Source organism: Streptomyces sp. GSL17-111 (assembly GCF_037911585.1).
Lineage (GTDB): Bacteria > Actinomycetota > Actinomycetes > Streptomycetales > Streptomycetaceae > Streptomyces.
On record NZ_JBAJNS010000001.1, the window covers coordinates 1,645,470 to 1,660,015 of the forward strand.

A 14,546-nucleotide genomic window follows, 5' to 3' on the forward strand; every position below is an offset into this window, starting at 1 on the left:
CTGCCGCTGATCGCGGCGACGGGTAGAACCTTACCAGCTTGGAACGGGTGGTCATGAACGGGTTTCGGGCGAGGTCAGGTGGTGGGGTGGGTGGTGTGGAGAAGGGTGCTGAGCTGGGTGCGGGAGCGGATGCCGAGTTTGCGGTAGATGCGGGTCAGGGAGGCCTCGATCGTCTTGACGCTGAGGAACATGCGGGCGGCGACCTCCTGGTTCGTGGCGCCCTGGCCGACGAAGGCGGCGATGCGTTCCTCGCTGACGGTGAGGGTGCGCTCGTCGGACTGGGCGAGGTGGCGGCCGGCCTGGTCGATCCAGGGGCGGGCGTCGTGGCGGGTGAAGAGGGTGAGGGCTGCGGCGACGGCGGAGCGGGCGGGGGCGTAGCGGCGGCGTCGGCGTTCGACGCGGCCGCGCTGGAGGAGGCAGTGGCCCTGTTCGAGGGGCTGGGCGAGGGCCGCGAAGCGGGTGGCGGCGGCGTCCAGGAGGGCCAGGGCGGTGTCGGCGTCGCCGTGGGCGGCGTGGAGGGCGGCTTCGGCGCGGTCGAGTTGGGCGGTGACGCCGGGGCTGCGGGGACCGGCGGCCAGCGTGGCACGGGTGGTGCGGAGGAGGTCTTCGGCGTCGGCGAGCTCGCCCAGGGCGGTGAGGCCGGAGGCCAGGTCGGCGTGCCAGCGGAGGGTGGTGGGGGCGTCCGTGCCCTGGGCGCGTTCGAGGTCCTTCAGGCGGCGGAGGGCGGTGACGCCGCCCCGGGTGTCGCCGGTGCGCAGCCGGGCCTGGCCGAGGACGTGCAGGTGGCGTGCGAGGTGGACGGCGTCGTGCTCCTGTTCGGAGGCGAGGACGCCACGGGCGGCGTAGGCGGCGGCGCGGGCGATGCTGCCGCCGGCGAGTTCGGCGACGGCGGCGCTGTACCAGGCGGGGCCGGGGCTGGAGCCGGTGTGGCGGGTGAGGCGGACGGCTCGGTCCGCGAAGTCGAGGGCTTCGCGGCAGCGCCCGAGGCGCGCGGAGACCTCGGCGAGGGCGGCCAGGACGGCGACGGTCTCCTCACCGGTGCCGTGGCTGACGGGCGCGAGCATGGTGAGGAGCGCTTCGCGGGCCTCGGGCAGCCGGTCGTCGGCGGCGGCGAAGCGGGCGGCGAGGAAGCGGGGCGTCAGGTGCAGCCGTCCGTCGGCGACGGGGTGCGGGAGGCGTCGGGCGTGGTCGAGGTGGGCGCGGGCGTCGCTGCGGCCGGTGCGGTGGGCGACGTCCGCCTTGACGGTCAGGGCCAGGGCCTCGGCTGCGGGGTCGGCGGCGGCGCGGGCGTGCCGGACGGCGCGGTCGGCCTCGGACTCGGCCCGCAGGGGGCGGCCGTCGAGGAGGGCGGCCCAGGCGAGCCGGAGCCGGATCCGGGCGAGGAGGGCGGGGTCGTCGGCGGCGTCGACGAGGGCGGCGGCGAAGGTCTCGTCCCGGCCGGTGAGGTCCTGTCCGGCGAGGTCGACGAGCGCGAGGCGGACGTGGACGCGGGCGGCGGATGGGGCGGCGGCGTGGAGAACGGCGTCGGCGGCGCGGTGGACGACGTGGGGGTGGTGGGCCGCCGCGCCGGTGCGGGCGGCGGCGAGGAGGCGGGCGAGACGGTCGGCGGGGTGGGCGGCGGGGGTGCGCTCGGCGGCCAGGAGGTGGAGTTCGGCGGCGAGGCGGCCGGAGCCCTGGCCCCGGGCGCCTTCGGCGGCGTCGGTGAGGGAGCGGGCGAGGTCGGCGTCGGGGTCGGTGGTGGCGAGCGCGTGGTGCCGGGCGCGGGCGGCGGTGTCGGTGACGACGGCGGCCAGGCTGATGTGGAGGGCGACGCGGTGGGCGGCGCCGGCGCGGGCGGCGATGACGTCGGCGGCGGCGGGCGGGGTGAAGCGGATGACCGGGGCGCCGGTGTCGTCGGTGACGACGAGCCCGGCCGTGGTGGCGCGGGCGATGTGGTCGTGGGCCGCGGGGCGTCCGCTGCGCTGGAGGAGTTCGACGGTGGGCCGGTCGGTGAGGGCGGCGGCGAGGAGGGTGTCCTGGGCCCCGGCGGGGAGCGACGCGAGGCCCGTGCCGATCAGGGTGTGCACCTCGGGCGGCAGGGGGAGGGGGTCACCGCCCCGGGGGACGCGCTCGGCGTAGGCGCGGGCCAGGGCGAGGAGGAGGCGGGGGTTGCCGCCGGAGTCGGCGTGCAACTGGTTGACCAGGCGCAGGGGGAGGCGGAAGGGGTCGAGCAGGTGGGCGGTGTCCTCGGGGCACAGGGGCGGGACGGGTGTCTCGGCGGTGTCCGGGAGCGGTGGCCAGGGGCCCGCTCCGAGGTCGTGGGAGGGGCCGCGGACGGCGAGGAGGGCGCGGGCCGAGTCGTCGCGGTCGAGGGTGTGGCGGAGGCGGTCGAGGGCGGCGGCGTCGAGGCGGTGGGCGTCGTCGACGAGGACGAGGGTGGGGCGCCGGTGTCGGACGGTGGGCCGGTGCTCGGGCGCGGCGGCGGCGCGGTGGTGGACGACGTGCTCGCCGCGTGCGCGGGCGGTGGCGGCGAGGGTGGTGAGCAGGGCGGTCTTGCCGATGCCGGCGGGTCCGGTGAGCAGGACGCCGGTGCCGGCGGCGAGGTGCGTTTCGGCGGTGCGGAGCAGCGTGGAGCGCCCCGGCGGCGTGGGAGCGGGCGGGGCGAGGTCATCGGCCGGCGGTGCGGCGTGGTCGTCGATGGTGTCCCCCGGGCGCGGTCGGACGGTCGCGCCGACCCTAGCGAGGGGCGTTCAACGCTCTCAATGGCTTGCGCATGACAATTCTTGACGACGGCGGACGGCGGCTGCCCGGCCGCGCGGGGGAAGGCGGCCGGGCAGCGGGAGGGGCTACGCACCCGGCCCGTCAGGGGGTGTCGTAGCCGAGGGTGTAGGAGCCGGAGCCGGAGTAGGCGTACACCTGGTAGCGGTAGTAGCCCGACGTTCCGGAGTAGGACAGCGACTCATCGGGACCGGAACTGGTGCTGCGGTCCACCGTCGACCAGGACGAGCCCGACCACTTCTGCAGGTACAGGTCGAAGTCCGCACCGTCCGGGCCGTCCAGGCAGGCCCGGTGCGTCCCCGAACCCGAGCTGTAGTAGTAGCTCCCGTCCGGCTGGTAGTCCGCGTCACCCCGACCCGTCAGACTCCCCGTCCGCGTGGACGCGTAGCCCTCGCAGGCGGAGGTCCCGTTGACCGTCAGGCTGTAGGTGGCGGTCTTCGCGGTGTCCGTCCCGGTGCCCCTGACCGTCACGGTGTAGGTGCCGGACGCCGCCCCGGCGGACGCCGTCAGCGTCAGCTGGGCCGACTCCCCCGACGTCACGGACGACGGGCTGAAGGAGGAGGTCACGCCCTGCGGCAGGCCGGAGGCGGAGAGGGACACCGACTGGGCGGAGCCCCGCGTGGTCTCGGTCGCCACGGTCGCCGTGACGGCCGCGCCCGCGTCCACGGAGCCCGAGGACGGGGAGAGCGCGAGGGAGAAGTCGTTGGCGGACTGCTCGCCCCCGACGGTCCACACGGCGTGGGCGATGGCGTCGGCGTTGCGGTTCAGGGCGCCGTCGTCGATGTTGCCGATGCCGTCGCAGGAGGCGTGGTAGCACGGGTCGTAAGCCTGGCCCGCGGTGCCGCCCCACATCTGCGCCTCGGCGGACGTCTTGCGGCCCTCGGCGCCGGTGAAGGTGCCGCCGGCGGCGATGCCGACCTCGATGAACGGGCCGTAGTCGCTGCGTCCGTTGAAGTCGGTGCCGCGCGTGGGCCAGTTGATGGAGTCGAAGTAGTCCTCCAGGACGGTCTCCAGGTAGGCGGAGCCGTCCGGGCCCGGTCCGGCGCCGACGCCGTCGGAGTTGTCGCCGTCGTAGATGAAGTAGCCGGGGTTGGGCGAGCCGATCATGTCGAAGTTGTAGTAGCCGCTGATCCTCGCCCGCTCGGCGGAGGTGAGGCTGTCGACGTAGCGGCTGGAGCCGATCAGGCCGAGCTCCTCGGCGCCCCACCAGGCGAAGCGCAGGTGCTTCTGCGGCTGGTGGTCGTTGCGGGCGACCTCCAGGGCGACTTCGAGGATGGCGGCCGAGCCCGAGCCGTTGTCGTTGATGCCGGCGCCGGAGCTGACCCCGTCGAGGTGCCCGCCGACCATGAGGACGTCGTCGGGGTCGCCGCCGGGCCAGTCGGCGATGAGGTTGTAGCCGGTGGCGCCGTAGTAGCTGAAGGACTGCACCCGCGTCTGGAAGCCGACGGCGTCGAGCTGGGCCTGTACGTAGTCGACGGACGCCTTGTAGCCGGGGCGGCCGTGGGCGCGGTTGCCGCCGTTGGCGTCGGCTATCCGCTGGAACTCGTTCAGGTGTTCCTTGACGCCTGCGAGCGAGATGTCGGGCGCGGTCGCCGTGACGGCAGTCGTGGGGGACTGCTGCGGCTGTGCGCCGGCGCTTCCGGTGAACGCGAGGCCGGATATGGCGAGGGCCAGGGCCGCGACCGGGGCCGTCAAGCGTCTCAGCATCTCTTCCTCCCTTCGTGTCCCGTCCGGACCCGCAACCGGGCTCGGACGCGGGCCGGGGTGGCCCTGGGGTGAGGGTAGGAACGGCGGGCTACGCCGGAATCAGGGAGAACCCTTGTCGTGTGCGTCGGAGTTGGGACGGAGTCGGGGCGGACTGCGAAAAGTCGGCGTCCCGGGTCTTGACGCGCTTGCTGACGGGCAGTCTCATAAAAGGATCGCCGATGTGACCGCCGGTAACGCATCACCGTGCCCAGATCCCGCAGCGAGGTGCATCCATGTCCACAGCCTCCGACCTCGGTACCGACCGCACACTGCTGCGCGACGCACTCGGCCGCCTCAAGGACCGCGAGGAGGTCGCGGAACGGCTCCTGGAGGCGTCCCGCAAGCACTCGTTCGACCCGGACCGGGAGCTGGACTGGGACGCGCCCTTCGAGGAGGGCAAGTGGTTCTGGCCGCCGGAGCTGGTCTCCCTCTACGACACCCCGCTGTGGCGGCGGATGCCGGAGGAGCAGCGCATGGACCTGGCCCGGCTGGAGGCCGCGTCGCTGGCGTCGCTGGGCATCTGGTTCGAGATCATCCTCATGCAGCTCCTCGTGCGGCACATCTACGACAAGCCGCTCACCAGCAGCCACGTGCGGTACGCGCTGACGGAGATCGCCGACGAGTGCCGGCACTCGATGATGTTCGGCCGCCTCATCACCCGGGGCGGGTCGGAGCCGTACCCGGTGAGCCGTACGAACCACAACATGGCGCGGGTGCTCAAGACGGTCTCCACGACGCCCGGTTCGTTCGCCTGCACGCTGCTGGGCGAGGAGATCCTGGACTGGATGCAGCGGCTGACCTTCCCGGACGAGCGGGTGCAGCCGCTGGTGCGCGGGGTGACGCGCATCCACGTCGTCGAGGAGGCGCGGCACGTGCGGTACGCGCGGGAGGAGCTGCGCCGCCAGATGGTGACGGCGCCGCGCTGGCAGCAGACGCTCACCCGGCTCAGCTCCGGCGAGGCGGCCCGCGTCTTCTCGGTCGCGTTCGTCAACCCGCAGGTCTACACGGACGCCGGGCTGGACCGGCGGGAGGCGGTGGCGCAGGTGCGGGCGAGCGCGCACCGCCGGGAGGTCATGCAGGCGGGTGCCAAGCGGCTGACGGACTTCCTGGACGAGATCGGGGTGCTGCGCGGCGCGGGCCGTCGGCTGTGGGTGAGCTCGGGCCTGCTGGCCGCGTGACGCCCCCCGGGCTCCCGGCGGACCCCTCCCGCCCTCGCCGGGGTCGCCGGGGCGCCCCCCGGATACCCTGCTGAGCATGACTGCCCCCGCATACCGCCGACTGAGCGTGGACCAGCGGCGGGCCCAGCTCATCTCCACGGCGCTCGGCCTCTTCGCGCAGCGCCCGCCCGAGGAGATCACCCTGGACGACGTGGCCGCGGCGGCGGGGGTGTCCCGGCCCCTGGTCTACCGCTACTTCCCCGGCGGGAAGCAGCAGCTGTACGAGGCGGCGCTGCGCAACGCGGCGGACGCGCTGGAGAGCTGCTTCGACGAGCCGCACACCGGCCCGCTCACCGAACGCCTGCTGCGGGTGCTGGACCGGTACCTGGCCTTCGTCGAGCAGCACGACGCCGGGTTCACCGCGCTCCTGGCGGGCGGCAGCGTCGCGGAGACGACGCGCACGAGCGCGATCGTGGACGAGGTCCGCCGGACGGCCGCCGACGTCATCCTCGGCCATCTGGAGATCGCGGAGCCGCGCACGCCGCTGCGGATGGCGGTGCGCACGTGGATCTCGGCCGTGGAGGCGGCGTCCCTGATCTGGCTGGACGAGGGGAAGGAACCGCCGCGCGAGGAGCTGCGGGACCTGCTGGTGGACCAGTTCGTCGGGCAGCTGATGGTCGCCGCGAGCCGGGACGAGCAGGTGGCGGGCGTGGTCGAGATGGCCGTGGCGCGGGAGCGGCCGGAGGGCCCGGTGGGTGAGCTGTTCCGCCGGCTGGTACCCGTGATGGGCGTCGGCGCGGCACTCCTGTGAGACTGGCCGCGTGAGAAGCGAGAGGACGACGTTCGTGGGCGGGCCGCTGGACGGCCGGGTGCTGGACGTCCTGCTGGGCCCGACCGGACGGCCGCCGAAGTGGTACGAGGTCCCGGTGCCGGACGCGGCGGGCGGTGCCCCGACCGTCCACGCCTACCGGCTGGAGGCGGCAGGCTCGGGTCGGCTGGGCCTGCCGCGCGGCTGGCGGTACGTGTACGAGCCGGAGGGACGGCCCCCGCGCGCCTGGCCCTTCCGCCGACGGGCCTGAGGACGGCGTCCGCACGGAGCGCGGGCCCCGTGGGGGTGATTCCGGGTGGGCCGGTTGCCCTACTCGACGGCGACAATATGACGATCTGACCTCCGTATCGCCTTGGCTGGACGCGGAGGTGATGTCGTGTCAGCCGAACCCCGACGGCGTTCCCAGTGGCGCTCCCGGCGGCGTCCACGGGACCGGGTCGCCGGGCTGTGCGCCACGACGGCCGCGGTCCTGGCCCTCACCGCACCGCTCGGCCCGCTGACGTCCCCCGCGACCGCCGGACCCGCCCCGCTGGACGCACCCGGGGACCGGCCCGACCGGCCGCGCGACGACCCGGGCGGCGCACGGGAGGACGGGCCGGAACGCGGGCCGGAGGGCGGGCGCGATACCGCACCGCCGGACCCGGTGTGGCAGGGGCCGCTGACCGGACCGCCCCGGCACCCGGACGAACCGCCGCGCCGCACCCCCCGCGCCCCCGACGGCCCCGGCACCCTCGGCACTCCCGCCCCCACGGCTCAGGACGGCAGGCCGCCCGCCGACGCGGCCCCCGGACGCGCCCCCGCCGCCCCGGAACCGCAGCGCGCCCCCGCCGCCCCGCCGCGCTCCGTCGGGGAGCTGCTCAGCGAGCTGCGCACCCTCTACCGGGACGCCTCGTCGGCGACCGACGACTACAACGCCGCCGAGGAGGCCCTGCGCGAACACCGCGCGACCGTGGACCGGCTGAACCGGCGGCTCGGGGACGTCCGCGCGGAGCTGGCCGCCGAACGCCGGGCGGCCGGTCGCATGGCCCGCGAGCAGTACCAGGGCGGCTCCCCCGGTCTCGCCCCGTACCTGCGGCTGCTGCTGGTCGACGACGATCCGCAGGAGGTCTTCCACCGGGGTCACCTGGTGGGCGAGGCCGCCAAGAGCCAGGCCGGCGTGGTGCGTCGGGTGGTGGCGGCCGAGCAGCGGCTGGAGCGCGCCGCCGAGCGGGCCCGCGAGGCTCTGGCACGGCGCCGGGAGCTCGCCGAGGAGGAGGCCGAGCACCGCGACGCCGTCCGCGACCGGCTCGACGAGATCGCCGGACTGCTCGCCTCGGTGAGCGACGCCCAGCTCGCCGCCGTCCGGGAGCTGGAGCGCTCGCAGACGGCGACGGCGCAGCGGGCCCTGCTGGACGACGGGAAGGTCGGCGGCACCCCCGCCACGCCCACCACCCCCACGGCGGCCGGGGCCGAGGCCGTGCGCTCCGCCCTGGCGCAGGTGGGCAAGCCCTACCGGTGGGGGGCCGAGGGCCCGGAGTCGTTCGACTGCTCGGGCCTGACGTCGTGGGCCTGGGCCCGCGCGGACCGCGTCGTCCCGCGCACCAGCCAGGAGCAGTGGCGACGGCTGCCCCGCGTCGACCTGGCCGACCTGCGGCCGGGCGACCTGGTGGTCTACTTCCCCGAGGCCACGCACGTCGCCCTCTACCTCGGTGACGGGCAGGTGGTGCAGGCGCCGAGGCCGGGGGCGACGGTGAAGGTCTCCCCGCTGGCCGCCAACCCGCTGCTCGGCGCCGTCCGCCCGGACGCGGACGGGCGGCCGCTGGCCGACTACACCCCGCCGCCGCTCCCGCCGGGCGCGCGCGAGGGCGCCGACACGGGGTACGGCTCGACGCAGGCCCCCGCGCCGGACCCGGGCGTCCCGCCCGGCACCCCGGCGCCGACGCCCCGTCCGACGCCGTGACGCCGGGCGTCAGCCGGTGACGGAGGCCAGGTACGCCTCGGTCTTCGCGGGGTCGTAGAACCACTCCTCGAAATCGGCCGGGTTGTTGAAGCCGTTGGCGAACCGGTCGGCGACGGGCTGGAGTTCGCCCGCCGCACCCAGCATGTTCACCACGTGCTCGGGGGGCGGGGCGAGCATGGCGTTCGTCCACTTGGTGACGTGCCGCGCGGTCTCCCAGTAGCGGTCGAACGTGGCCTGCATCCACGCCTCGTCGAAGGGCCGGTCGCCGTTCTCGAGGATGGCGGCCAGGTAGGCGGCGGCGCACTTGGACGCCGAGTTGGAGCCCTGGCCCGTGATCGGGTCGTTGGCGACGACGACGTCGGCCACGCCCAGCACCGCACCGCCGCCGGGCAGCCGGCCGACGGGCTTGCGCACGGTCGGGGCGTAGCGTCCGGCGAGCGTGCCGCCCGCGTCCGTCAGCTCGACCTTCGTCGCGCGCGCGTACTCCCAGGGCAGGAACTTCTCCATCAGTTCCAGCGTCGTCGCCAGGTGTTCCGCCGGGTCCTTGATGTCCTGGAAGACGTCGAGCGGGCCGCCGGGGACACCTTCCCAGAAGAGGGTGTCGCAGCGCCCGGACGTCGTCAGGCAGGGTATGACGAACAACTCGCCGACACCGGGGACGAGGTTGCAGCGCACGCCCTCGGTGTCGGGGTGCTCGGGACGGGGGCCGAGCCCGTGCACGTAGGCGACGGCCAGGGCGCGCTGCGGGGCGTCGTAGGGGGAGCGTTCGGCGTCCCGGGCGAACATGGAGACCAGTTCGCCCTTGCCCGCCGCGACGAGTACCAGGTCGTAGGTCCGGGCGAAGAAGTCCAGGTCGGAGACGGCCGCGCCGTGGATGACGAGTTGGCCGCCGCGCTGGGCGAACGTCTCCAGCCAGCCGGCCATCTTCAGCCGCTGGTCGACCGACTGGGCGTAGTGGTCCAGGTGGCCGAGCCAGTCGATGGCCTGGGAGCCGTCGGGGGCGGCGACGGAGACGCCGAGCCCCTGGACGCGGGGCGCCTGGCTCTCCCAGAAGTTGATCTGCGTGTCGCGCTCGTGCTGGAGGGCCTGGTCGAACATGCACTGGGTGGACATGACCCGGCCGCCCCGGATCTCGTCCGCCGTCCGGTTCGACATGACGGTGACGTCGTACCCTTGCGCCTGCAGGCCCAGCGCGAGCTGGAGACCGGCCTGCCCGGCACCCACGATGAGTATTCTGCGCATGTCGAACCTCTCCTTGTAACGGTGACGCGGCCTCGCGCCCCGGACGGGGCCGGTGGTGCCGGTGGACGTGTGGGGGGCTGCGGAGCGGGCCCTCAGACGGGGGTGAGCGCGACCGCGTGGCCGACGAGGGCCATCAGGGCGTCGACGACGCTGTCGGTGCGCCGCGCGTCGATGACGACGACGGGCACCTGGTCGGGGACGGACAGCGCCTCGCGCACGTCCTCGACGTCGTAGCGCTGCGTCCCCTCGAAGTGGTTGACGGCCACGACATAGGGGATGCCGCAGCTCTCGAAGTAGTCGAGGGCCGGGAAGCAGTCGTCCAGCCGACGGGTGTCGGCCATGACCACCGCGCCGATGGCGCCCCGGACGAGGTCGTCCCACATGAACCAGAACCGCTGCTGGCCGGGGGTGCCGAACAGGTACAGCACCAGGTCGGCGTCGAGGGTGATGCGCCCGAAGTCCATGGCGACGGTGGTCGTCGTCTTCTCGGGGGTGGCGGCGAGGTCGTCGGTCGCCTCGCTGGCCTGCGTCATCACCGCCTCGGTGGTGAGCGGCTCGATCTCGGAGACCGCGCCGACGAAGGTCGTCTTGCCCACGCCGAAACCACCGGCGACGACGATCTTCGTCGCGATCGGCGCCCGCGAGGTGTCGCTCTGCCAGTCGTGGAGCGTCTCCGCCGGCTGCACGGGGGCCAGGGGCGCGGGACCGGCCAGGACGTCCGGCCCGGCGGTCGAGGGCCGCTCCGGCGCCGTGGTCGTCGCGGCGGGCGCGTTCGGTGCGGATGGTGCGTTCGGTGCGGTGTCAGAGTCGGCGTAGTCCACCCAACACCCTTTCCAGTAGTGCGCGGTCGGGACGTCCGGCGCTCTCGCGGCCGGTTCCGTAAACACGGATGCGGCCCTGGTCCGCCAGGTCGCTCAGCAGGACCCGCACCACCCCCAGGGGCATGCTCAGCAGGGCGGCGATCTCCGCGACCGTGCGCATGCGGCGGCACAGCTCGATGATCGCGCGCATCTCCGGCATCACCCGGTCGCGCAGGCCCTCGCGGCTCAGGCCGGGGAGTTCGCGCAGCGGCTCGGGCGCCTCGATGGCGGCGACGTACGTCTCGACCAGCAGGACGTGGCCGAAGCGCGTGCGGCCGCCGGTGAGCGAGTAGGGGCGGACCCGGGCGGGTTTGCGGTCGGCGCCCCGCACGGGCAGGGCGGGGTGCGCGGTCACTGGTCCAGCTCCATCGTCTTGCGCAACTCGGTGCGGAGTTCGGGGGTGAGGACGTGCCCGGCCCGGCCCACGAACAGCGCCATGTGGTAGCCGATGACGTTCATGTCGCAGTCGGGGGTCGCGTACACGCCGAGCAGGGAGCCGTCGCTGATGGACATGACGAACAGCGCACCGCCCTCCATGGCGACCATGGTCTGCGTGACCCCGCCGCCGTCCATCAGACCGGCCGCCCCCGTGGTGAGCGAGCCCAGACCGGACACGATCGTGGCCAGGTCCGCGCTCGATCCTCTGGGCCCCGCGACGACCTGCGCGCCGTCCGGCCCGGCGCCGGACTGCGTGGGATCGGAGGACAGCAGGAGCAGTCCGTCGGAGGAGACCACGGCGACCGAACGGATGCCGGGGACCTCCTCGACCAGATTGGCCAGCAACCAGCGCAGGTTGTCGGCTTCGCTGCGGCGTGTGTCCGCGGTGGTGGACGCGTTCACTGACGTGCCTCCTCGGTGCCACCCATGTCGTCCGCCGCCGGCCGGTCGTCGGACGGGTTCGGCCCGGCGGCCGGTTCCCCTCCGGTCCGGTCGGCGGACGGTTCGTCGGCGGCGATCCGCGCCGCCGCCTCGCGCAGGCCCTGGCGGGCCCCGCTCTGGAAGCCGCCGAGCCGCTTGCGCAGCTCGTCGGCGGTCACCCCGCTGCGGTCCGGGCCGCCAGTGGCACCGGACCGGGGGGCGGGACTGGTGAGGTGCGGGGTGCGCTTGGGCAACCCCTTGTCGGTGAGCCGACGCCCGGCGGGCTGCTCACCGCTCTCCTCGCGGGACGGCTGCGACTCGTCGACGGCGCGGGCGTGCTCGTCCGGCTCGGCGGGCTGCGCGGGCAGCCGCACCGCGGCGGACGGCGGCGCGGACGCGATGGGGTCGGCGGCGTGCTCAGGGTCGGCGGGGCCGGCGGCGTCCGCAGGGCCGGCGGCGTCCGCGACGGGCTCGTCCTGCCCGGGGGCCGCCTCGTGCTGCTCGGCGGCGGGGGCGGGCGGTTCGGCGTCCGGAGCGGAGTCGGCGTCGGGGTGCTCCGGAGCGGGATCGGGCAGCCGTCGGGCGGCGAGCCGGCGTCCGGGGCGCGGGGGCAGCGTGTTGGAGTTGGCCTCCGCCACCGAGCCCGGCATCCCGGTCGTCGTCTCCACCGCCGGCGCGGCGCCCGGAACGCCGGGCGCGGGGCGGTCGGGCAGGAGGGCGCGCGGCAGCACGGCCACGGCGGTGATGCCGCCCTGGCGCTGGGGCCGCAACTGCACCCGGATCCCGTGTCGGGCCGCGAGTCGGGCGACGACGTAGAGCCCGAGGCCGAGGCCCCCGGCCCCGTGCCCGTCCGGCTCGGGCGGACGACGGTCCCCCGGCTCCCCCAGCCGCTCGTTCAGCTCCACCAGACGGTCGGCGGCCATGCCGATGCCCTCGTCCTGGACGGAGAGCATGACCTCGCCGTTCTCCAGCAACCAGCCGGAGAGCTCGACCCGGGCGTCCGGCGGCGAGAACGCGGTGGCGTTGTCGAGGAGTTCGGCGACGAGGTGGCTGACGTCGTCCGCGGCGAACCCGGATACCTGGGCGTGCGGCGGCAGGGAGGTCAGCTCGACGCGCTCGTAGCGCTCGATCTCGCTGACCGAGGCCCGCAGGACGTCCAGCAGGGGGACGGGCTGCGGCTGGTGTCCGGCCGCGTGCTCGGAGCCGGCGAGCAGCAGGAGGTTCTCGCCGTGCCGCCGCATCCGCGTGGCCATGTGGTCCAGCGTGAAGAGGGTCTTCAGGCGCTCCGGCTCGTGCTCCTTCTCCTCCATGGACTCGATGAGTGCGAGCTGGCGCTCGACCAGGCCGAGGCTGCGCAGCGCGAGCTGGACGAAGGTGCCGTGCACGGCGCCGTCCCGGCCGGTCAGCTCGGCCCGCAGGGTCTCCTCTGCGGCCCGCAGGGCGTCCCGTTCGTCCCGCAGGGCCTCCTGCTCGGCCCGCAGGGCCTCCTTCTCGGACCGCAGCCGTGTGCACTCGGCGCCCAGGCGGTCCCGCTCGGCATCGCCCCCGGCCGTCGTCTCCTCGGCGGTGCGGGCCCGTTCGGTCAGCCCGGCCGCCGCGTCACGCAGGGTGTTGACGGCGCGCACGACGTCGGCGAACTCGTCGTTGCGGCCGGTGTACCGCACCGGTTCCTCGGCGACCGGATCGGCGGCCACCCGCATGCTGCCCCGGCGCACGGCGGCGAGCGGTCGGGCCATGGACCGGGCGGTGCTGATGCTCACGCCCGCCGCCAGCAGCACCGCCGCGCCGAGCAGGGCGATGCGGAGCTGGAGCGCGGTGACGTCGTCGTCCCGGAGCTGTTCGAGCCGGGCCACCTCGGCGCCGGCCAGGGCGGAGTGGACGCCCCGCATCCGGTCGATGCGGGTGGTGAGGGCGGAGGCGACGCGCTCCGGGCTGACGTCCAGCTCCTCGTCGGTCAGCTCGGGGCGGTCGGCGAGTTCGTCGAGGTAGGCCTCGGCCGTGGTGACGTCGGTGCCGTTGACGGTGCTGCCGAACGTCTCCCGGGTGCGGTCCGGGGCCAGCCGCTCGAAGTCGGCGAGGGCGCTCTGCTCGCGGACGCGGGCCGCCTGGGCGGCCGAGGCGAGGCGGCTGTCGCCGTCCTGCTCGGTGAGGACGCCCAGCAGCAGGCCCCGGGTGGCCGACGCCTGGGCGACGGCCCGTCCGAGGTGGGGCAGGGCGGCGGCGGTGTCGTCACCGGCACGGGCGGGCAGCTCCCGGGCGGCGGCCTCGGCCACGCCCCCGAGGGCGAGCACGATGTCGGTGTAGCCCGAGTGGGCCGCCTGCGCGTCCTTCGCCCCGCCGTCGGCGGCCTCGGCCTCCTGCCGCAGCTCGGGCAGACGGTCCAGCAGGGCCCGCACGTCGCTGGGGAGTTGTGCGCGCAGCTCGGCGACCTTCCGGTCCACCCGGGAGCGGGACGCCTCGTCGGTCTCCTCGTCCCCGGCCGAGACGGCACCGGAGTGGCGGACGCTGTGGTTGACGGTGGACGCGGCCCCGGACGTCCCGGTTCCCGTCGCGCCGGAGGTACCGGTGTCGCCGGGGGTGCCCGTGCCACCGACGGTGCCCGGGTCGGGGACGCCCGTACCGCCGGACTGAGCGGCGTCGGGGACGCCGGTGCCGCCCGTCGCGGCGCCGGGTACACCCGGGTCGGGTACGCCCGGGTCCGGTGCCACCGCGCCGGGGACGTCGGCCTCGGGGACGTCCGGTGCGCTGTCGGCGCCGCGTTCGGCCAGCGCCCGGACGGTGTCGTCCCGCTCGTCGGCCACGGCGTGGGCGAGGGAGACCGCCCGGCGGGCCGTCTCGGCCCGGTCGACGAGCTCCTGCGCCTCCGCCACCTCGGACGTTCCGGTGACGATGCTGGGGACGCCGGCCGCCGCGACGGCGATCGTGCACAGGGCCACCGAGGCGAGCAGCCGGTTACGGACCCGGGCGCGGCGGCCGGGTGCCTCCTGGGGGGCGTCCTGCCGCTGACGGCGGCCGCCTCGAAGTCGCTGCATCCCCACCCGTGCTCGCATTCTCCTTACCGCCGTCCCGGGGCGGCCCGGTAGGCGACTCCTACGGCGCGGCAGGGCGAACGGATCGACGCCACACCGCACAACGGCATACGACCCTGCACGGGTCGT

At 75.2% G+C, this 14,546-nt stretch carries 11 protein-coding genes and 1 pseudogene; 5 read left to right on the top strand and 7 right to left on the bottom strand.

Features of this window, described 5'->3' with window-relative positions:
• Positions 1–74 precede the first annotated feature (74 nt).
• A complete protein-coding gene (locus V6D49_RS06925; RefSeq protein ID WP_340558038.1) occupies positions 75–2,171 on the bottom strand; it encodes a helix-turn-helix transcriptional regulator in 2,097 nt (698 codons plus the stop codon).
• Between V6D49_RS06925 and V6D49_RS06930 the strand changes: the two genes are divergently transcribed.
• Positions 2,166–2,756 (top strand): hypothetical protein, encoded by a 591-nt coding sequence (locus V6D49_RS06930; protein WP_340558039.1) that lies wholly within the window; start codon positions 2,166–2,168, stop codon positions 2,754–2,756. The two genes, V6D49_RS06925 and V6D49_RS06930, sit on opposite strands and share 6 nt — an antisense overlap.
• A gap of 412 nt (positions 2,757–3,168) precedes the next feature.
• On the opposite strand, the pseudogene V6D49_RS06935 reads toward V6D49_RS06930, so the two are convergent.
• Positions 3,169–4,464, bottom strand: a pseudogene (locus V6D49_RS06935) (M28 family metallopeptidase); the annotation flags it as partial.
• Between the two features lie 272 nt (positions 4,465–4,736).
• Here V6D49_RS06935 and V6D49_RS06940 point away from each other — a divergent pair.
• The 4 genes from V6D49_RS06940 (at position 4,737) to V6D49_RS06955 (ending at position 8,428) form a co-directional block, all read left to right on the top strand.
• Positions 4,737–5,681: an AurF N-oxygenase family protein gene (locus tag V6D49_RS06940; protein ID WP_340558043.1), complete on the top strand. Its 945-nt coding sequence runs from the start codon at positions 4,737–4,739 to the stop codon at positions 5,679–5,681.
• A gap of 76 nt (positions 5,682–5,757) precedes the next feature.
• Positions 5,758–6,471 (top strand): TetR/AcrR family transcriptional regulator, encoded by a 714-nt coding sequence (locus V6D49_RS06945; RefSeq protein WP_340558045.1) that lies wholly within the window; start codon positions 5,758–5,760, stop codon positions 6,469–6,471.
• A 10-nt stretch (positions 6,472–6,481) separates the two neighbouring features.
• Entirely contained in the window at positions 6,482–6,739 is a 258-nt protein-coding gene (locus V6D49_RS06950; protein ID WP_340558047.1) for a hypothetical protein, read from the top strand.
• Between the two features lie 126 nt (positions 6,740–6,865).
• Positions 6,866–8,428, top strand: coding sequence for a C40 family peptidase (locus tag V6D49_RS06955; RefSeq protein WP_340558048.1), 1,563 nt, complete (start codon positions 6,866–6,868; stop codon positions 8,426–8,428).
• A 9-nt stretch (positions 8,429–8,437) separates the two neighbouring features.
• Here the strand turns inward: V6D49_RS06955 and V6D49_RS06960 are convergent, their stop codons facing one another.
• The 5 genes from V6D49_RS06960 to V6D49_RS06980 form a co-directional block, all read right to left on the bottom strand.
• Complete coding sequence (locus tag V6D49_RS06960; protein ID WP_340558049.1) at positions 8,438–9,670, bottom strand: styrene monooxygenase/indole monooxygenase family protein; 1,233 nt, start codon at positions 9,668–9,670, stop codon at positions 8,438–8,440.
• A gap of 92 nt (positions 9,671–9,762) precedes the next feature.
• Positions 9,763–10,383: a GTP-binding protein gene (locus V6D49_RS06965; RefSeq protein WP_340563732.1), complete on the bottom strand. Its 621-nt coding sequence runs from the start codon at positions 10,381–10,383 to the stop codon at positions 9,763–9,765.
• Positions 10,384–10,471: 88 nt separating this feature from the next.
• Positions 10,472–10,885: a DUF742 domain-containing protein gene (locus V6D49_RS06970; protein ID WP_340558051.1), complete on the bottom strand. Its 414-nt coding sequence runs from the start codon at positions 10,883–10,885 to the stop codon at positions 10,472–10,474.
• Positions 10,882–11,370 carry a roadblock/LC7 domain-containing protein gene (locus tag V6D49_RS06975; protein WP_340558053.1) on the bottom strand — a complete coding sequence of 163 codons (489 nt, stop codon included), beginning with the start codon at positions 11,368–11,370 and terminating at the stop codon, positions 10,882–10,884. The genes V6D49_RS06970 and V6D49_RS06975 overlap by 4 nt, the downstream gene beginning before the upstream one ends.
• On the bottom strand, positions 11,367–14,420 hold the full coding sequence (locus tag V6D49_RS06980) for a nitrate- and nitrite sensing domain-containing protein (protein ID WP_340558055.1): 3,054 nt from the start codon (positions 14,418–14,420) through the stop codon (positions 11,367–11,369). The genes V6D49_RS06975 and V6D49_RS06980 overlap by 4 nt, the downstream gene beginning before the upstream one ends.
• Positions 14,421–14,546 lie beyond the last annotated feature (126 nt).